The organism is Sphingomonas sp. LaA6.9 (assembly GCF_022601895.1).
In the GTDB taxonomy this organism is placed as follows: Bacteria; Pseudomonadota; Alphaproteobacteria; order Sphingomonadales; family Sphingomonadaceae; genus Sphingobium_A.
The window spans coordinates 1-19084 of record NZ_JAKVIO010000061.1 but is presented as its reverse complement, the minus strand read 5'-3'; the positions used below and the strand labels follow the sequence as shown (position 1 = coordinate 19084).

The following is a 19084-nucleotide window of genomic DNA, read 5'->3' as shown; positions in this document are numbered from 1 at the left end:
TTCTTCCGACGCTTCTGCAATCAGCTTCGGATCGGCGCGCAGCTTGCGCTGCAGTTCCGGATCCATGGCAAGGCCACGCATCGCCAGGCCCATGCCGTTCATCACCGTGTCCAGCCCGGCGATGAAGAGCAGCACGCCGTAATTTTCCATGTCCGCGAGCGTCGTCGGCTGCCCGTCGATCTCGAGCTGCCACAGCATCGAGATGATGTCGTCCTTCAGGTTTTCCTTCCGGTCGAGCACGACATCGCGCATTGCGGCCGCGATCGTTTGCAGCCGCCGCATCGCACCCGCCCGGTCGGTATCGATCGACTCCATATGCTCCTTAACAATGGCGCGATATTCGGGGAGCCGGTCGAGCGGGAGGCCAAGCATGTTGAGGAAGACCTTGACCGGCAGCGGCTCTGCGATCTCGGACATGAACTCGCACTGCCCCTTGTCCTTCACGGCGTCGATCAGTTCGCCGGCAAGCACCCGGATGCTGTCGCGCAGGCCAGCGATGGTCTTGGGCGAGAAGACCTTTTGCAGCGGCTGACGGTATTTGGTGTGCTCGGGCGGATCGAGATTGATCGGCACGGGCTGCGGAATATGCGGTGCGCCGGGCGGCAGCGATGCGAGCATCGCCTTCATCTGCTCCTGAGGAACAAACTCGCTCGAGAAAGTCTCGGTATCGCGCGACGCCTCGTAATTCGCGGCATGGCTGAGCACCACCCATCCGCCACCGTTGCGCGGCGTCCAGAATACCGGAGGCGCATTGCGCACCATGTCGAGGATGCGCGCATGTGGATCGGCCAGCAGGGCGGGATCGGCATGGATGTCGAAATCATACACCAGGGCATCGGGCACATGGTCCGGCTTGGGTGCGGCTGAACTCAGGCTGGCATGGACCATCTAGATCTCCGATCTGACTGTATTTACTTGCATCCGCTCCATTTGCAGGCGCACGTCCGGAGCTTTGTCACTCGTGTCGCGCCTGGCTTGGGCAAAGGCAATGCCAGCGCGCGCCAGCCCCGAATGATAACGCAGTGACGATCGACTGAGAACCATGTTCTCGCCTGCATCGCGGCGGCGATGAGCCACGTGCCGAGTTGATCGCGCCCGCAATCTCCTTTCTAAAGAACCCCTGCAATTCGCGAGAGGCGTCATGAGGATCCGGATCGAAAAGACTGGCTGCGTCGGCAATGCCCGGTGCGCTGCTGTGTCCGAAGAGCTGTTCCCGCTCGATGAGGACGGATACATCGCCATTGAGGGCTTCGATGTCGAAAAAGGCATGGAAATGCTCGCAAAACGCGGCGCACGCGCCTGCCCGGAGCGGATCATCTTCGTCGAAGAGGATGACGGCACGGTCTCATGGCCGCCAAACGCCAAAGCCTGACAGTTTTAATCGGAGAGGATAATGAGCGACATTCTGGGCTATAAGGGCAAGCGCGTCATCGTGACCGGCTGCTTCTCGGGCATGGGCGAAGCCACGGCCAAGCTGCTTCTCGAACTCGGCGCCGAAGTGCATGGGCTCGACTACAAGGATTCGAGCCTTCCGCTCGCCTCGTTCAGCAATGTCGACCTTCGCGATCCGGCGTCGATCGAAGCGGGTGTCGCGAAGATCGGCGGCAAGGTGGACGCGCTGTTCAACTGCGCGGGCCTGCCCAACGCCTTCCCCGCGATGGACGTAATGAAGGTCAACTTCATCGGCTTGCGCCATCTCACCGAGCAGGTTCTGCCGCTGATGGAGCCGGGCGCCGCGATTGCCAGCATCGCATCCACCGGCGGTCTCGGCTGGAGCCGTCGCATCCCCACGAACATGGAGTTCGTCACCACCAAGGGATGGGATGCAGCGATCGCGTGGTGCGAGGCAAATATGGAGACGGTCGCGGAGGGCTACAGCTTCTCCAAGGAAAACGTGATTGTCTGGACCCAGTTCATGGGCGCACATCTGATCAAGAAGGGCATCCGCATCAACTGCACCCTGCCCTCGCCCACCCAGACGCCGATGATGGCCGCCTTCGAGGCGACGTCCGGCAAGGAAGTGGTCGAAGCCGCCGCAGAACCCATGGGCCGCTACTCGACCCCCGAGGAACAGGCCGGTGGCCTCGTGCTGCTGAACAGCGCGCTCGGTAGCATCATCAACGGTGTTGTCCTGCCCGTCGACGGCGGCTTCATGGGCGGTGTCGCAACGGGTCAGGTGGACCTCAGCAAGATGATGCGTCGGGCGTCGTAACGGAACGGATGCGAGCGCGATGAACTTCGACCTGACCGAAGATCAGGAAATGATGCGCGACATGTTCGCGCGCTTCCTTGATGAAAACAGCTCAATGGCTCGCGTGCGCGCGGCTGCCCCTTCGGGCTTTGATGCGGAGCTCTGGAAAGGGCTCGGAGAGCTTGGCGCGCTCTCAATTCGCGTGCCCGAAGACGCGGGCGGGCTTGGCCTCGGCCTGTTCGACGCCGCCATCCTCATGGAAGAGGCGGGACGGACGCTGGTTTCAGGGCCGCTCGCCGAGGCGCTGGTATCTGCGCGGCTGCTCGCGCAACTGGACTGCAATCAGACTGCGGAGCTTCTCGGGCGCGTCAATTCAGGCGAAGCCGTCGTCAGTCTCGCGTTCCGCGATATCGCGACAGATCCCGTCCAGTGGGTCGCTGGCGGCCTCGTGGCCGAAGCGGTCGTTGCGCGGATGGGCAATGACATCGTCCTCGTCTCGGTTCCTGAATCTGGTCGAAAGGCTGAAGAAAATCTCGCCGGCACGCCGCTGGCCGAGATCGACCTGGCAGCGCATCCGCGCGTGACGCTTGCCTCCGGTGCCGACGCGTTGACGACCTTCGCCCAAGGCATCGAAGAATGGAAATTGCTGATTGGCGCGGGGCTCGCCGGCATCGGCCGCGAGGCGCTGAAGCTTGCTTCGGCCTATGCCTGCGAGCGCAAGCAGTTCGGCCAGTTCATCGGGGAGTTCCAGGCGATCTCGCACCCGTTGGCCGATCTTCTGTGCGACGTCGACGGCGGCAAGTTCCTGGTGTGGAAGGCGATCCGCGACATCGCCGACGGCGCGAAGAACGCGGGCGCAGCCATCTCGCTCGCGGGCTGGTGGAATGCCGACGCGGCGGCACGCGCCGTAGCACAGGCGCTCCACACCTTTGGCGGGTACGGCCTCACCACCGAATACGACATCTTCCTCTTCAACCTGCGCGCCAAGGCCTGGCCGCTCGTGCTGGGTGATCCGCAGCGCCTGATCGAAGAAGCCGGCCGCCGCCTCTATGGAAGCGAGCAGGCCGCGCTGCCGGATGCCGGCGCCATGCCGATCGAGTTCGATCTCGGCGAGGATGCAAAAACGATCACGCGCGAAATCGAGGAATTCTTCGCGAAGAACGTCACGCCCGAGATGCGCGAAACCTTTCATTATAGCTGGGAGGGCTACAATCCCGAGCTCAACCGGAAGCTCGCCGCGGCAAACCTGCTTTATCTCGGTCTGCCAAAAGATGTCGGCGGTCGCGGGCTTTCTTCCTACGCCAAGATCGCCGCGATGGATGCCTTCGAGGTGCAGGGTTACAACAACCCCGCCGCCGGCGTGACGCAGATGGTCGCGCTGATCATCAACCGGTTCGGCACCGAGGAATTGAAGCAGGAGGTACTGCCCCGGCTCATGCGCGGCGAGGCGATCTGCAGCCTCGGCTATTCGGAGCCGGGCTCCGGGTCGGACGTGTTCGCAGCGCAGTGCCGCGCCACGCCCGACGGCAATGGCTGGCGCATCGACGGCACCAAGATGTTCACCAGCGGCGCCAATCTTTCCGATTATGTGCTGATGCTGACGCGCACCAACCCGGATGTGGCCAAGCACAAGGGCCTCACCATGTTCATCGTGCCGCTGAAGGCCGATGGCGTGACGGTGCAGCCCGTCTACACCTTCCAGGACGAGCGTACGAACATCACCTTCTATGATGGCGTGCACATCCCGGATAGCTGGCGCCTGGGCGACGTCGATGGCGGCGTCCGCACGATGAGCGCGAGCCTCGAACTCGAGCATGGCGGCGGCTTCGGCAAATATCAGCGCGCGATGCTGCAGGCGGCCGAAGCGCTGTGCCGTGACATCCGTTACCAGGGTAGGCCGCTGATCGAAGATGCGTCAGCGCAGGTCCGCCTCGCCCGCACCACCGCCAACGCCTGGGTATCGGACCTCATCACCTTCCGCGCACAATGGGTGATTGCGGAAAAGAAGCCGAACCACGCTTATGGCCCGATGGCCAAGATGTTCAGCTCCGAGAAATTCCTGAGCGATTCCCGTGATCTGATCGACCTGACCGCCCCGGTGTCACTGTCCAAGCGCAAGGGGCCGGCCGCCGAGATCAACATGTACTATCGCCACGCGCAGGGCTCGACCATCTATGGCGGCACCAGCGAGGTCCATCGCAGCATGATTGCCGAGCGCGGCCTTGGCCTTCCGCGCACGCGCGCATAGGAAAGACAGATGACCGAAGAAGCGCACCTGCTGACCGAGGAACAGGACGGCATCCTGATCGCGACGCTCAACCGGCCCGACAAGCTCAATGCGCTGTCGGGCGAAACGATGCAGCTTTTTGAGCAGGCGCTGCACCGTTTCCGCGACACGCCTGAGCTCAAGGTCATGCTCATTCGCGCCAGGGGCCGCTTTTTCTGTGCGGGCGCGGATCTGCGCAGCGGCTCTCCCAATGCGCAACCGCGCACCGCCAGCGGCATTCGAGAGAACCACCGGCTCGGCCTGCACGGCATGCACCGCATCTATGACGAGATGGAGCATGTCGAAAAGCCGATCGTCTGCGCCATTCACTCCACTTGTGTGGGCGGCGGGCTCGAACTCGCCCTTTCCTGCGATTTTCGCCTTGCTGCCAAAAGCGCGGCCTTTTCCTTCCCAGAAGGGCTGTTCGGCGTCCTTCCCGCGTCAAATGGCGTGAGCCGCCTGACCCGCATCTGCGGCCCGCACTGGGCGCGCTGGCTGATCATGGGCAACCAGAAAGCCGACGCCGAGCGTGCGCTGATCATGGGGCTGGTCCATGACGTAAAGCCCGATGAAGAATTTGAGGAAGCGGCACTCGATTTCTGCCGCCATCTGACGAAGCAGAATGGCGAGCAAATGGGCGCAGCAAAGGTCGCGATCGAGCTTGCCAACGAGGTCGGACCGGACATGGCCCGCCACGTGGAGCGCATGGCCAACAGCGCACTGATGCTGAACCCCGCCTATCTCGAAACCGTCGAGCGCTACATCAAGGGCATTGGCGGGAAGAAGGAATAGCCGCGTCAGCGCCTGATCCATACGCCAGGCTGATTCAGCCTGAACGACCAGAACCTATGCGGCGGGCTTGCCAGCCAGCGCGCGATAATCGCGAATTCCCAGCTCTACCAGCCTGGCTTCGGCATCCAGAAGGTTGCCACGGAACGCGATAGGCGACTGAAGCAGGGTTGGCAGGTTGGCGTCCGTCGTGACCGTCACAACGCGCTCGAGACCCGTCATCAGCGCGGTCGCCATGCTGAACACCGGCGACCCCGGTTGCGACAGGTCTCCGTCCATCTGTTCGACGAGCAGCCGCATGACCGGCTGCGCCGAGCGGACGCGGTGGAACATCATCCGCTGGTCATTGTGATCGGCCATGCTGTTGCGCAAGTGGAGGATACGCGAATTCTGGACCCAGAAGTTGTGATAGGCCTTCACGAACTCGCGCGCGTGCGCGCCCAGCTCATCATCCGACCAGCGCGTACGCAGGAGCGACACATAGGCGTCCTCTGCGGTCGCCATTACCGGCTCGAGCACCGCCAGAAGCAGTTCGGTCAGGTCGTTGAAATAGAGATAGAGCGACGTCATGCCCAGCGACGCATTGCGCGCGACAGCGCTCAACGAAATCTGGACGTCGGCGGGGCCGGCGAGCAGTTCCTGTGTCGCAGCAAGGATGCGATCGCGCGTGTCGCGGCCCTTGCGCCCCAGACGCTGACCATTGAGATTGTGGCTCAGCGCCTTGGCCGATGAGGCAGCACGTGCTGCCCCCCGACCGGCCTTCGCCTTCACATCCCCCATTGCTTTCCCAGCGTCCGCGCTCAAGCTCGATCCTTACTCTCTTATGCTGCGCGCCATGCGATCAGCTTGGTCTCGAGAAACTCCTCGATCCCTTCGAGACCCCATTCGCGGCCAACGCCACTGGCCTTGTAGCCGCCAAAAGGCAAGTCTCCGGCGATGCACATGCCGCCATTAACGCTTATCGAGCCCGAACGGATGCGATTGGCGAGCCGCATTGCGCGATCGAGATCGCCCGAGGCTACGCCGCCCGAAAGGCCATACTGGCTCTCATTGGCGATGCGGACCGCATCGTCGTCATCCTCGAACGGAATAACGACCAGGACGGGGCCGAAAATCTCTTCCTGGGCGATACGCATGTCATTGGTCACATCGGCGAAGCAAGTGGGTTCGATGAAATAGCCGCCGCCCTTGTCCGGCCGGGCATTGCCACCCGCGAGCAGCGTCGCGCCTTCCTGCTTGCCGAGCTCGATATAGGACATCACGCGGTCGCGCTGCCGTTCGGAGATGACCGGGCCCATGATGTGCTGCGGATTGTCGAAGTCGCCCCAATTATCGCCGAAATTGCCATAGGCGTGCTTGAGGATGGCCTTGGCCTCCTCATAGCGGCTCCTGGGCACCAGCAGGCGCGACTGGACGGCGCAACCCTGGCCGGCGTGGAAGACAAGCATTGCCGTTGCCACTTCCATCGCGAAATTCGGCGCGTCGTCGAGGACGATCTTGGCCGACTTGCCGCCGAGCTCGAGAAAGACGCGCTTCAGGGTCCCCGCGCCCTGCTCCATGATGCGCTTGCCGACGCCGGTCGAACCGGTGAAGGAAATGAGATCGACGCGCGGATCGGTCACCAGCATTTCGCCCGCCATCGCGGGATCGCTGCCGAACACGACATTAAGCACGCCCGCCGGAAGGCCCGCTTCTGCGGCAAGCTCGCCGAAGATCGCGCCCATGCCCGGCGTATTGGGCGCAGGCTTCAGGATGACGGTGCAACCCGCAAGCAATGCCGCGACGACCTTGCCGACATTGACGTAGAGGGGCACGTTCCAGGGCGTGATCGCGGCAACGACGCCGACCGGCTCGTACACGGCCTTGCGGAGGCTTTCAAAGCCGTAGCCCGTACGCCCGCCATAGTCCTTTTCCCACTTAACCTGCGGGAAAACGGCAAGATAATCGTCCCAGCCATCAAGCGCCATGTCGACATGCGCACGGCCGACCGCCCCCCAGGCCGCACCAGCCTCGTGGCGCGCCAGATCGGAAAGCCGGTCCATGTTCGCCCGGAACAGATCGCGCAGCTTCGTGACCACGGCCACGCGCTTCTCTACATTGGTCGACCAGTCGGTTTCATCAAATGCACGCCGCGCGGCGACGATCGCAGCCTCGACGTCGGCAGCCGAGGCGTCTGCGGCCTTGCCAACGGGCGCGCCGGTCCAGGGGCCTATTACGTCATAGGTCTTGCCGCCTTCAGCGTCGCGCAGCACGCCGTCGATAAAAAGCTTCGCGTCGGGGAGGGTAGCCATGATCTTGTCTTCCTGTCGAATTTCGTTGTTATGCCTTGAAAGTCAGCGCCGGCGGGCGCTGAGCGCAACGGTGCCCATATGCAGGTCGGCGGGCGTATCGAGCACCGCTCGAAACACATCGGTCACCGAGTTGTAATGCGTGATGGGCCGCTCGCGCAGATTGAGGCCGATCTTGGCGTTCTCCTGAGCGAAGCGCATCGCGACGTCCATGGGCCAGTTCGTGCCGGTCTTGGTCTCATCCATCATCTGGCCTGCCTGGATGGTTGTGACGCGAACGCCGTCGCCTTCCAGCTCGCGCGACCACATATCGCCGACGAATTCCAGACCCGCCTTGGTCCCGGCATACATCCACAGCATCGGCATCTTGAGCGCCACGGACTCGCTGCTGACATTGACGATATGACCACCGCCGCGCAGCAGCGGAAGCGCCTCGCGCGCGCAGAAGATCGGGCCAGCGAGATTCGTCATGAGTTGCGTGATAAGCTGATCGTCGCGCACTTCGGCAAGCGTGAAAGGCTCGAAGATCGCGGCGTTGTTGATCAGCACGTCGATCTTGGGGTGACGCTCGGCGATCGTGGCGAAGGCGGCGCGAACCGAGTCCGGATTGCCGACATCGCATTCGACCGCGAAATGCGCCCCGCCGAGCTCTTCGGCGACCTTCTGCACCTTGGCAAAGGTCCGGCCAAGCAGGATGACGGTCTCGCCATCGGCGGCAAAGCGGCGTGCCAGCGCCCGCCCCAGTCCGTCGCCCGCACCGGTGATCACGATTGTCTTCGCCACGATTAACTCCGGAAATGTATCAGATAGCTGCAACTAACCTGCGCACGCCCTTGCGCCCGCGACAAGGGGAGACCGTATCGCGTACGCGATGGTTCAAATCCTTACGCCGCGGGGCGCGCAAAATCCGACGGATAGACCGACAGGTCACCGTCATAGGCCACGCCACCGGGCCAGAATTCCGTGCCGCTGACCTTGCTGAAATAGTGCACCGTCCGCGCGAACGACCCGGCAGAAGAGCGTTCCTGAAAGGCGACGCCGCTGGGGCTGACACCGCGTGCACGCGCGCTGAAATCCTTGACCGTGAACAGCAGGTCATCGGTCTGCTGCGCGCAGAAGACAAGGTCGCTGCCCGGGCAATAACGCTTCGGCTCGATCTGGACGGGCGACAGGCGGCCGCGCTTCATCGCGACCTTGCCGGGCACGCGCGTCACTTCGGGACCATGCACCTCATTGTACCATTTGTGATATTCGGGCTCGCGGCCCGCCACGAAATTGGCAAGTATGATGCTCACGCCCGAAAAGGGCTTGTCTTTCTGATGGTTGGGGCTCGACACCCAATCCGAATACATGGCGTAGCTGTGGATGCGCTCGGTCTCGGTGGAATCGTCGATCAGCCCGGCATCGCGCGCTTCGGCAAGCAACGGACCAAGCGCCGGCAGGTCGATTTCGGGCGTCGCATAATCGAATTCATAAACGCTCATGAATCGCCAGGGCTGGGGAATATCGGGCATGATCTGCTCGCGCGTCACTTCATAGCGATCCGCCGAACGATAGCCACGCAGACGCGCCAGATCCTCGCGATGCTTGCCATCAAACCACTCTGCATAGTCAGGTTCGCGCCCGGCGGCGACATTGTGCAGGTGGATGGTCGTGTACAGGCTCATTCCTCTTCCCTCTTGTCGGCAATGACAGCGATGGCCACCCTGCCATCGAGCATGAAAATCCGGCCAGCGCCACCATTTGCGGACCATCTGACAACAACAATCGCCCGGACAATCAATGCAACCGTTCGGCTGTCTCAGGGCCGGTCGCGATTGACGGCCGGCCCACCACGACGCACGATCCTCCAATGTCCGGCGAGCATGCCCCCAAGGCGCCAACACCGCGCTTCGCGATATTCCGCGCAAAGGATGCGCGCGACTTCGAAGAAAGCGGCATCATGACGACAGTCATGCCCAGAGAGGTCGAGATCGCGGGTTCCATGGCCGCGGTAGAGGCGGGCATGCTCGAGGGTACGACGGTTCGGCTCCTGTTCGAAATTCCGGGGCTCACCCTTACGCACGCATGGTTCAAGAGCGGCTTCCCCCTGCCCCGCCACAGCCATAACGTCGACTGCCTCTATTTCATTCTCGCGGGATCGCTCCGGATCGGGACCGAGGAGCTTGGCCGCGGCGACGGCTTCTTCGTCGGCGCGGACGTCCCCTATGCCTATGTGCCCGGAGCCGAGGGTGTCGAGGTGCTGGAGTTCAGGGATTCAAACAGCTTCGACATCAGGTTGCTCGCCAACAACCCCGCTTTCTGGGAAAAGGCCGTGGAAGGCGTGAAGGCCAGGCACGACGAATGGCCCGGCGAAACGCCGCCCTCAGGGCTTGTCATCGGCCAGAGCTGATTCCATTCAGACGCCCGCATCGGGCTGCGTCATCTCTATGTTCAGCCGCGTCAGCCGCGATTCCGCGATCTTCCAGGCGCCAGCCTCGCGGACATAGCGCTCGTGATAATGGCCATATCCGGTCAACGTCCGACCGTTTGGCCAGAGCAGCCGATCCTGCATCGCCCAGATCGCGCGCGCCTCGTCGCCATCGATCTCGATTTCGGGCGAATGGATCTGGTGCGCAGTCCTGGCCGCCTCGATCGAGGTGCGTACGCTCGCGATTGCGGCGTCGCGCCCCTCGAAACGCGGCCCGCCCGACGCCGTCGTATCAATCACGACATCATGCGTGAACAGGCCCGCGAAGCCGTCCCAGTCCTTGGTATCCAGAAACCGGCAATAGCGCGCCTTCAGATTGGCGATCTCGAGCCAGTCAGCAAAGCCGGGCGCGCCGCTCATATCCTGAACCCGCGCATCTGGTTGCCGCCATCGCACAGGATGACCTCGTTGTTGATGAAGCTGCCTTCGTCCGAAGCGAGGAACAGGCCGAGATTGGCGATATCCTCCGCGGTGCCCTGGCGCTTCACCATCTGCATGCCCTTCAGCCGCTCCCAGTTGTCGTCCTGGACGCCGCCGCGCGCGGCTTCGGTCTCCATCAGGCCGGGCGCGATCGCGACGCAGCGAATGCCGTCGCTGCCGAACTGCAACGCCATCGCGTGGGTAAAGACGTTGAGCGAGGCCTTGGTGATCCCATAGGCGGTCGCCGGATTGTAGCTGGCCATCGACGATTTGTTGATGATCAGCCCGCCTGCTTTCGCGAGCGCAGGCTTCAGCGCCTCGGCGAGCAACATCGGCCCGATGGTGTTGACCGCAAAGAAATATTGCCACTTCGCCTGCCCCAGCCCGAAAAAACCGCGAGCGATCTCGCCGAGATGCAGCCCGGCATTGTTGATCAGCACATCGAGCCGGTCATGCGCGGCAAGCACCTTGTCGGCCAAAGCGTTTATATCGGCCTCGCTCGACATGTCGACGCTGTGGCATTCCGCCGAGCCCCCAACGCCCTCGACGAGCGTCCTGGTTTCGGCCATGCCATCTTCGTTGATGTCGGCCAGGATCAGATGCGCGCCCTCGCGCCCGAAGGCCAGCGCATAGGCCCGGCCAAGGCCGGCGGCTCCACCGGTCACCAACACCGTCTTACCCGAGAAGCGATCAGCCATTTCCAACTCCTTGTGATCTGTCATGCCACGCATGGCCGGTGACGACTTTCCGCCGCTCATTCCGATTGTCGCTATTCCAGACGTTCGAACCTGACCGTCGCGATCCGCCAGCCGTCTGCCGTCAGCCGGAAGGTATCGGAATAGCGGCCGATGACCACATCAACCGCGCCCGTCGCGCGTCGCTTGAGGTGGACATGCACCGTCCAGTCTCCGGTCGCCGCGTCGCTCGCCACCTCGACACGCGGCGAATGGAGCATATGGATCAGCCATGCGCTGTTCCCCGCGATCGCGGTGCACAGGAAATCGATGATTGCCTGCGCGCCCTTGAGCGGCTGCAGTCCGTAATCCCCGACAAAATCGTCGGTGAAAATATCGGCGAACAGCGCGCGCGCCGCAGCCGGATCCGAAGCCGAAAGATCGGCAGCAGCGCAATAGCGGGCCTTCAGGTTCGCTATGGCCAGCGCCTGTTCGGCCAGCCCGGTCACGCCAGTTCCGACTCCAGTTTCTTGACGACCAGCGCCTTGAGGTCGGCCGTCTTGATCTTCGCGCTGCCGGTGAGCTGCAGTTCCTCTTCGCTGAAGAAGAGGACACGGCGCGGCACCTTGAAGCTGGCAAGTTGCTCCCTGGCGAATGCGCGCACGCCATCCTCGTCAAGAACCGCCCCCTCATGCGGAACGATACATCCCACGACGAGCTCGCCCAGCGTCTCGTGCGGAACACCCACCGTCTGCGTAACCTTCACACCCGGGCAATGCTTCAGGATCGAGTCGATCTCGATCGGTGAGACATTCGCGCCGCCGGTCTTGATGATGTCATTGAGCCGCCCTTCCCAGAAAAGCCGCCCCGTATCATCGAGATAACCGCCGTCCCCGGTCCGGAAAAAGCCTTCGCTATCGAGCGTCTCGTCGAGAGGAATACCGACATAGCCGAGCATCAGCGTCGGTCCCTTCACAGCGATCTCCCCGCGCTCGCCCATCGGTACGACCTCGCCCGTCAGCGGGTCGACGATTTTGAAGACATTGCCCGGCAGCACCTCGCCATGGCTTCCAGCGATGCGTTCTTCTGGGGTGCCCGACGGGAAGATGGCGCTGATCGTGAAGGTCTCTGTGTTGCCATAGGCAGCCATGGGCTCCTGCCAGTCGGTCTTCACCGTGGGGTGGCGGCCCAGTGGCACCTTGGGGCTCACATATTTGATTGCCGACAGGTCGACATCGTTCCAGTTCGATGCAGCCTCCAGCTGTGCCCATTGGTGCGGCCATGCGACCGCCATTGTCGCTTTCTCCGCCTCCATCAGCGCCAGCGCCTCTTCGGGCTGGAAAGTGGCCTGCAGCACCAGGCTGCCGCCGCTCGAAAGCGCGCCGCCGATCGCCATGGCGAAATTGCCCGACCAGAAGAAGCCGTTGGCGGACCATGTACGCACATCGTCGGTCGCCGCGTAGAAGCGTTGCCAGCGCCAGAGCTGCAGCGTGACGCCACGGTGGGCGCTCAATATGCCCTTGGGCTTGGCGGTCGAACCCGAGGAGAAGAAAAGGACGCCCGGATCAGCCGGTGTGACGGTGGCTGCCGTCGCGTCGACGCGTTCCTGTGCCACATCCCTGCCGCGTGACAGGAAGTCGTTCCAATCTTCGATCGCCCCCGCGCCGCCGCCCACCGACGCGATATGGCGAAGGAATGGATATTTGAGCGACACAAGCTCACCCGGCTGCGCGGAGGCGATGGCCGGTTCGAGCGCCGTCACCATCTCGGCAAAATCTTTCTTCAGGACAGTCCGCTCAAGCAGCAATACCGAGCATGCCGACGCGTGCAGCAGATGCTCCAGCTCGGCAGACGTTGAGAATGTGCTGAAAGTCGTCGCGACGCCGCCCGCCAGTGCCGTTCCGAATACCGCCGAAAGGAACTCGGGCCGGTTGGTCATCAACACGCCCACGCGCGTGCCCTTGCCCACGCCGCAGGCAATGAGCGCACGCGCCACTTCATTGGCGCGCTCCCACAGGTCGTTATAGGTCCAGCGGGTCACACCGCCCGCTTCATGCATCACCAGCGCCTCGCGCGGGCCGGAGCGTTCGGTCACCTCGCGGAGCCAGCCGCTCAGCGTCAGCGCGCCAAGTCCCGGCTCCTCCGAGAGCGGAGGACCGGAGACGATCGACAGCGGCCGTTCGGTCATTTTCGCGCGTCTCCTGCCTTTATGCCAGCGGCAGTTCGACGTCTGCCACCGACTTCACCAGGACCATGCCGTCCTGATTGGTGAGCGAGAGCTGCACGCGCACCAGCGGCACGCCCCATTCGGTCACCTCACGCTTTTCGACGACTTCGGCGTCGAAATAGGTGACGTCGCCCTCGAATGCAGGGCCGCGGAAGTCGGACTTGATCCAGCGGACAAAGCCGTCATTGCCCGCCCAATAGGCGATATAGTCAGTGCACCATGCCTGCATGGTCGCGCCATAGCCATAGGACCGGCTCATGCCGACCTCGCCCGCCTTCTGGTCGTCGACATGCCCGCGCGACGGGCCGAGATAGAGGCCATCGCGCTTGCGCGGATCGATCAGCGCGCCTTCCTCGTCGAAGCCGAAGCCGTCGGCCCAGCCCGGATCCTGGTTGACCCACGGGTCTTCGACGCCTTCGGGGGCGACCCAGTCGTAACTCCCCCAGATGTTGAACATGAAGGCGCGATATTCGGTGGCGAAGCTCGCCTTGGTGTGCGGGCCGATCACGCGGCGCTGCAGCTTGTCGCCGACATTCACCTCTTCCCAGCGAGGCGACACGCCATCCCGGTATTTCATCAGCCATTCGTGGCGGACCGCGTCGACTGCGGCGAGTTCCTCGGCCGTCCACGACTTCAGCACACCGAGCATGGCGTCATACATGCCGAGGCGCTCGGCCTCGGCCTTGAGGTAGCGGATCGCGGTCGAACGCGCCTTGGCGACGAGTGAGCCGTCCTGCTTGTAGTGCAGGGTATCACCGCGCGAGAACATCGTCGGCCCCGCGAACTTGGTGTCGGCAACCTTGTAGTCGTAGAAGCGGCGCTGTTGCGTCAGGTGGTCGCCGGGACGGATCCGCGAACCATAATACCACCACTCCTCGCCACCGAAGATGAGGTGCGAATCCTTGATGTAACCCACACAAGCGGGCTGGCAACCGTGGCCATAGTCCATGCAGACGGCAATCGACTGCGGGGCGACAAGGCCGCCGAACTGGGAATTGGCCGCAAAGACCGGATCCCAGTGCACGGGATTGGGATAATCCATCGCCATGACCCAGCGGCGCAGGTCGCTCGACGCCAGCGGATCACGGATCTGCCCACCGCCGACCAGCTTGCCAACGCGGGGATCCACGTCGGAGAGATCCATCGTGACCGGGCTCTCGATTGGTGCGGTTGCCATCTCGTCGCTCCTGCGATCAGCGGTTCACGTCGACGACGACGCGACCACGCACCTTGCCGTCGAGAAGGTCGGAAGCCGCGGCCACCGCTTCGCCGAGACTGATTTCGGTCGCGATCACGTCGAGCAGCGACGGATCAAGGTCGCGTGCCAGCCGTTCCCAGGCCGCAAGGCGAGGCGCCTTGGGCGCCATCACGCTGTCGACGCCGAGCAGGCGCACGCCACGCAGGATGAAGGGCGCAACCGAAGCCGGGAAGTCCATGCCCTGTGCGAGGCCACACGCAGCCACGGCACCGCCATAACGCGTCTGCGCGCAGGCATTGGCGAGCGTGAAACTGCCCACGGAGTCGACAACACCCGCCCAGCGCTCCTTCTGGAGCGGCTTGCCCTGTGCCGAAAGCTCGGCGCGGTCGATGATGCTGTCCGCTCCCAGTTGCTTCAGGTAGTCAGCTTCGGACGCCTTGCCCGTCGAGCCGACAACGGTGAAGCCCGCCTTTTTGAGCAGCGCTACGGCAACGCTGCCGACGCCACCCGTCGCGCCTGTGACCAGCACTTCGCCCTTGTCCGGCGTCACACCGGCTTTCACCAGCGCATCGACGCAGAGCGCCGCCGTATAGCCCGCGGTGCCGATCGCCATCGCCTGTTTGCCGGTGAATGCGGAAGGCAGCGGCACCAGCCAGTCTCCCTTCAGCCGCGCAACCTGCGCCAGCCCGCCCCAATGGCCTTCGCCCACGCCCCAGCCGTTGAGGACGACCTTGTCGCCGGCTTTCCAGTCAGCATGGCTGGACTCGCGCACGGTGCCCACGAGATCGATGCCCGGAACCATCGGAAACTTGCGGACGACTGGCGACTTGCCGGTGATCGCCAGACCGTCCTTGTAGTTGAGCGTCGAATATTCAACGTCGATGGTCACATCACCTTCGGGCAACTGCGATTCATCGACCTGGGTCAGCGCGACGCCCTGCTTGTCGTCGGTCTTGTCGATCACAATGGCTGAAAACATGGGATTTCCCTTTTGAATTGATTGATGAATATCTCGACACTTCCGCGAAACCGGTACAACCAGATTCGCCTGCTATCCTCCCGCCGCGCGGATTGTGGTCGGCTTGCCGCGCGTCTTGCCGAGGCGCTCGGCGATCTGGGGGAAGAGTTCGCTCTGCATGGATCCATACATGCACAAGCGGAGAGCCTCCTGCGCGAAACGATGCGCGAGCGCGCGGCGTTCGCTATCGCTGCGCGCGTGTGAGCGAGCCCATACCGGCCACAGAAAAGCGCCTGCGAGCATCAGCACGGACAGCGCTTCTGCGTCGACGCCTTCCTGCGCAAGTTCGGTGTTCGCAAATCGCTGGAGCGACCCTTCATATTCGCGCCAGAACGGATCCGCGGTCGGCTCGGGCGAAGATAGCAATTGAAGCAGCCAGATTCGGCACAGCTCGGGATTGTCCATCGCGAAATTCGTAAGCCGATCGGTCGTGTCGGAAATATCGACCTGCTCCACCCGCCGCTCTCCGACGGTTTCGGGATCGCCGAACACCGCACGAAACATCTTCTGCGAAACCCAGTCGGCGGTTGCCTCGATCAGCTTTTCACGGGTTTCGAAATGCTGGTATGCGGTGCCGCGATTGACGCCCGCGAGATGTGCGACTTCGGAGAGGCTGATGCCCTCGGGCCCATCCTTTGCGAGCAGGGTTCGTGCCGCTTCCAGGATCGCCTCACGCGTTGCAGCGGGGTCTCTCGAGCGTCGTTTCCGGATTTCTGTCATCGCGCCGCCCTTTGATCGATCCTCAATTTCCAGTTGCCGCAAAGGCACCGATTGCGTTGGCGCGCGAGGGGGCCGCCACCCGGACAGCCCTGAAAATCGACATCACTGTTGTTCATTAATCTAGACACACAAGCATCCGGACTGGCTGGACCATCCGATCAGTCGCGATTGTCTATCCCTGCCCGCACTGCCGCGAGAGTCAATAAAGCGTCGCGATCAATGGCGTGCAGCGGCGCGTTCATCGCTCCTGCGAAGGGCGGGCATATTCCGCGGCCAAGTTAAACAGGAAATCGGCCGGACAGCGCATGGCTGCCGGCCGATACTCCTTTTACCGAATATTCTCAGCTATCAGCGCGAACCGAAGAAGAACCGGAAGTTGATTCCGAACTCCTGCGGCGGCGTCGTCGTGATGCCCGTATAGCTGCTGGTGGTTGTCGCCGCCGAAGGCCGTCCGGTAATGGTCGGCACGCCATTGATGATCGCACCAGGCAGTTGCTGGTAGGACGTGAACAGCGGCGTGGTGCGGGTCAGCACCTTGGTGGTGTTGAACACGTTCTTAGCGAACAGCGTCAGCTCCCATGCACCGTCCGGATCGCGGACGCCGGTGTACAGGTTGAGCAGTCCGTAATCGCCGACATCGTCGAAATCATTGGTCGGATCGCCCTGCGAGCTTCCGTAGTAGCTGAACAGGCCGCGCACGAAGCCGTCCATCTTGTTCGAAATCGCCAGGTTGTATTCGGACTGCAGCGTGGCGCTGAACGGCGGCAGGAACGAGGCGCGCTGGTTGACCTGACAGGCTGCGAGATTGTCCGCACCGACCGCCGCCTGCAACTGCGCAAGGGTAGGCGCCGGCCCGGTCGGATCGGGCACGCCGTCACCGTTGAGATCGTTGCAGGGGATGGTCCCATTCTTGATCTTGCCGAGCGAATAGCTGGCAAACAGACCGACATTCCAGTCGTTGTTGATGTCGTAAGACAGTTCACCCTCGATGCCGTTCACTTCCACCGGCACCGCGCCAACAAAGTTGAACGAAGCAACCTGCTGCACAGGACCCTGAGCAGTGGGCACGGTGTTCACAAAGTACACGCCGGTGCCCGGCACACGATAGGGGAAGTTCTTGAACTTCTGATGATAGGCCGTGAGGTTGAAGCGAAGGGTATTGTCGAGCAACGTGCTCTTGAACCCGAGTTCGTACGATTCCGAGGATTCGGGCGGCAGATTCAGGAACGACTGCTCCAGTGCGGACTGGGCGATGTTGAAGTCGCCGACCACGTTGATCCCGGGGCGCCAGGAGCTACCAGTGCTGGCATAGACGAGGAAATCGGGATTGATGTTGTACTTGATCGACGCGTTGTAGATCAGCTTGTCGTCATCATTCTGGTTGTCGGTGAGCAGCGCGCCGCCAACGATGAGCTGGCTGTCATCCTTATACTCGATCTGGCGCAGACCGCCCGAAATCTCGAGCGAATCACCGATGTGCGCGTTCACATTGCCGAAAAATGACTTTTCATGCGAACCACCCCTGCGGGCAATCGGCGTCTGTACGACCGAGGCGAGCCCGCCACCGAATGCGAGCGGCAGACGAATTGCGGTCGGCCGGGTCAGATCGGTCGGCGAATCGAGCGTGTTGTCGAAGTAACCGACCACATAATCGAAGATGTCGAAAACGCGTTCGTCGTTCTGAAGGCGGATTTCGTGCGATTCCCCGACGGCATTGGAGTCGGTGACCTGCGCAATGCTCCGACCGGGGAAGACGACCGCCGGATCCTGGGGCTCAACCGAATGCAGTCTCTGCTCGGAATACTGACCCTGGTAAATCAGCCTCTGGCCGAAGCCGCTGAACTCGGCGCGCCAGTTGTAGATGTCGAAACGCTGATTGATCTGACGCGAGTCCGACTGGACCGCGAGGCGATCCTTGGCGCGGATCAGCAAATCCGTCGTGGGGGGCGCCGCCGGATTGACGACGCTGAACGATTCCACCTGGTCATAGGAACGCAGATCGCGGTCCATATACTGGTAGCTGCCCTCCAGACGGATCCAGTCGGCCGGCTCGATCAGCGCGCTGATGCGGCCGCTCTTCGTCCGCGAAAACGGATCACGGCCATCGACGGCATTGGTGGTCGGACGAACGCGGTCCACCTCATTCTCGTCCCAGACGCCGGCAACACGAATTGCGGCAATGCCTTCGATGATCGGCAGGTTCAACGCGCCCTTGAAATTGAGCGTGCCGAGATCGTTGGCCGTGCCGTCCACAAAGCCGCCAAATTCGTTGAGATCGGGCTTGTGCGTGGTAACGGTGATCGAACCCGACGGCGAAGCGCGTCCGCGCAGCGTACCCTGCGGGCCGCGCTGCACTTCGATCTGGCCGATATCGTACATCTGCTGGAGAATGACGCCGGCCGAGATCGGCGCGTCATTATAGTAGAATTCGACGGTCGCGTTGTTGCCGCTGGCGTTGGTGTCGAAGTTGACGCCGCGCATCCGCGCATTACCGCCGATGCCGTTGGCGTTAGTGTTCAGCTCCAGGCCCGGCGCCAGTGTCTTCACTTCGGTGAATTCGCGCAGGTTGAGGTCCGCGATCTCGCTGGCCGTAACTGCGTTGATAACCGAAGGAACGTCCTGGATGTCCTCGTCGCGGCGGCGAGCCTGGACGATGATCACCTGCTCCGAAGCGTCGGTCGACTCCGCGGCGGCTGACTCAGGCGCCTGGGATGCTGCTTCCTGAGCATAGGACTGGGCGGGTGCTGCCAGCGCCACAAGGCTGACTCCCATCATCAGGGCATATGCGGAATTGTATCTCACAGAAGTGTTCCTCCCCTCGGA

18 protein-coding genes are annotated in these 19084 nt (G+C 62.7%); 5 read left to right on the top strand and 13 right to left on the bottom strand.

Features of this window, described 5'->3' with window-relative positions; all coding sequences use genetic code 11:
- On the bottom strand, window positions 1–888 hold an 888-nt coding region (locus MKI88_RS19955), incomplete at its 3' end, for a cytochrome P450 (protein WP_241633308.1).
- Between the two features lie 253 nt (window positions 889–1141).
- Between MKI88_RS19955 and MKI88_RS19950 the strand changes: the two genes are divergently transcribed.
- From MKI88_RS19950 to MKI88_RS19935, 4 genes are read left to right on the top strand one after another with little or no spacing between them, the layout of a single operon-like run.
- Entirely contained in the window at window positions 1142–1372 is a 231-nt protein-coding gene (locus MKI88_RS19950; protein WP_281063768.1) for a ferredoxin, read from the top strand.
- Window positions 1373–1393: 21 nt separating this feature from the next.
- Entirely contained in the window at window positions 1394–2212 is an 819-nt protein-coding gene (locus MKI88_RS19945) for a coniferyl-alcohol dehydrogenase (RefSeq protein ID WP_241633306.1), read from the top strand.
- Window positions 2213–2231: 19 nt separating this feature from the next.
- Entirely contained in the window at window positions 2232–4439 is a 2208-nt protein-coding gene (locus tag MKI88_RS19940) for an acyl-CoA dehydrogenase (RefSeq protein WP_241633305.1), read from the top strand.
- A 9-nt stretch (window positions 4440–4448) separates the two neighbouring features.
- On the top strand, window positions 4449–5249 hold the full coding sequence (locus MKI88_RS19935; RefSeq protein ID WP_241633304.1) for an enoyl-CoA hydratase/isomerase family protein: 801 nt from the start codon (window positions 4449–4451) through the stop codon (window positions 5247–5249).
- Between the two features lie 54 nt (window positions 5250–5303).
- Here the strand turns inward: MKI88_RS19935 and MKI88_RS19930 are convergent, their stop codons facing one another.
- The 4 genes from MKI88_RS19930 to MKI88_RS19915 all read right to left on the bottom strand — a co-directional run bounded on the left by MKI88_RS19930 (window position 5304) and on the right by MKI88_RS19915 (window position 9201).
- Window positions 5304–6050 (bottom strand): TetR/AcrR family transcriptional regulator, encoded by a 747-nt coding sequence (locus MKI88_RS19930; RefSeq protein WP_241633303.1) that lies wholly within the window; start codon window positions 6048–6050, stop codon window positions 5304–5306.
- 17 nt (window positions 6051–6067) lie between these two features.
- Window positions 6068–7537, bottom strand: coding sequence for an aldehyde dehydrogenase family protein (locus MKI88_RS19925; RefSeq protein ID WP_241633302.1), 1470 nt, complete (start codon window positions 7535–7537; stop codon window positions 6068–6070).
- 42 nt (window positions 7538–7579) lie between these two features.
- Window positions 7580–8317 (bottom strand): SDR family oxidoreductase, encoded by a 738-nt coding sequence (locus tag MKI88_RS19920; protein WP_241633301.1) that lies wholly within the window; start codon window positions 8315–8317, stop codon window positions 7580–7582.
- A gap of 101 nt (window positions 8318–8418) precedes the next feature.
- Window positions 8419–9201, bottom strand: coding sequence for a hypothetical protein (locus MKI88_RS19915; protein WP_241633300.1), 783 nt, complete (start codon window positions 9199–9201; stop codon window positions 8419–8421).
- Window positions 9202–9386: 185 nt separating this feature from the next.
- Between MKI88_RS19915 and MKI88_RS19910 the strand changes: the two genes are divergently transcribed.
- A complete protein-coding gene (locus MKI88_RS19910) occupies window positions 9387–9926 on the top strand; it encodes a cupin domain-containing protein (protein WP_241633299.1) in 540 nt (179 codons plus the stop codon).
- A gap of 6 nt (window positions 9927–9932) precedes the next feature.
- Here MKI88_RS19910 and MKI88_RS19905 read toward each other — a convergent pair whose 3' ends face one another.
- From MKI88_RS19905 to MKI88_RS19870, 8 genes are all read right to left on the bottom strand, one after another.
- Window positions 9933–10364, bottom strand: a complete 432-nt coding sequence (locus MKI88_RS19905) for a nuclear transport factor 2 family protein (RefSeq protein ID WP_241633298.1) — start codon at window positions 10362–10364, stop codon at window positions 9933–9935.
- A complete protein-coding gene (locus tag MKI88_RS19900; protein WP_241633297.1) occupies window positions 10361–11122 on the bottom strand; it encodes an SDR family NAD(P)-dependent oxidoreductase in 762 nt (253 codons plus the stop codon). The genes MKI88_RS19905 and MKI88_RS19900 overlap by 4 nt, the downstream gene beginning before the upstream one ends.
- Window positions 11123–11193: 71 nt before the next feature.
- Window positions 11194–11607, bottom strand: a complete 414-nt coding sequence (locus tag MKI88_RS19895) for a nuclear transport factor 2 family protein (RefSeq protein ID WP_241633296.1) — start codon at window positions 11605–11607, stop codon at window positions 11194–11196.
- Complete coding sequence (locus MKI88_RS19890; protein ID WP_241633295.1) at window positions 11604–13286, bottom strand: class I adenylate-forming enzyme family protein; 1683 nt, start codon at window positions 13284–13286, stop codon at window positions 11604–11606. Before MKI88_RS19890 ends, MKI88_RS19895 begins: the two co-directional genes overlap by 4 nt.
- A gap of 19 nt (window positions 13287–13305) precedes the next feature.
- A complete protein-coding gene (locus MKI88_RS19885; protein WP_241633294.1) occupies window positions 13306–14502 on the bottom strand; it encodes a MaoC family dehydratase N-terminal domain-containing protein in 1197 nt (398 codons plus the stop codon).
- 16 nt (window positions 14503–14518) lie between these two features.
- Window positions 14519–15502 carry an MDR family oxidoreductase gene (locus MKI88_RS19880; RefSeq protein WP_241633293.1) on the bottom strand — a complete coding sequence of 328 codons (984 nt, stop codon included), beginning with the start codon at window positions 15500–15502 and terminating at the stop codon, window positions 14519–14521.
- 72 nt (window positions 15503–15574) lie between these two features.
- On the bottom strand, window positions 15575–16261 hold the full coding sequence (locus tag MKI88_RS19875) for a TetR/AcrR family transcriptional regulator (RefSeq protein ID WP_241633292.1): 687 nt from the start codon (window positions 16259–16261) through the stop codon (window positions 15575–15577).
- A gap of 348 nt (window positions 16262–16609) precedes the next feature.
- Window positions 16610–19063, bottom strand: coding sequence for a TonB-dependent receptor (locus MKI88_RS19870; protein ID WP_241633291.1), 2454 nt, complete (start codon window positions 19061–19063; stop codon window positions 16610–16612).
- Between the last annotated feature and the right edge of the window lie 21 nt (window positions 19064–19084).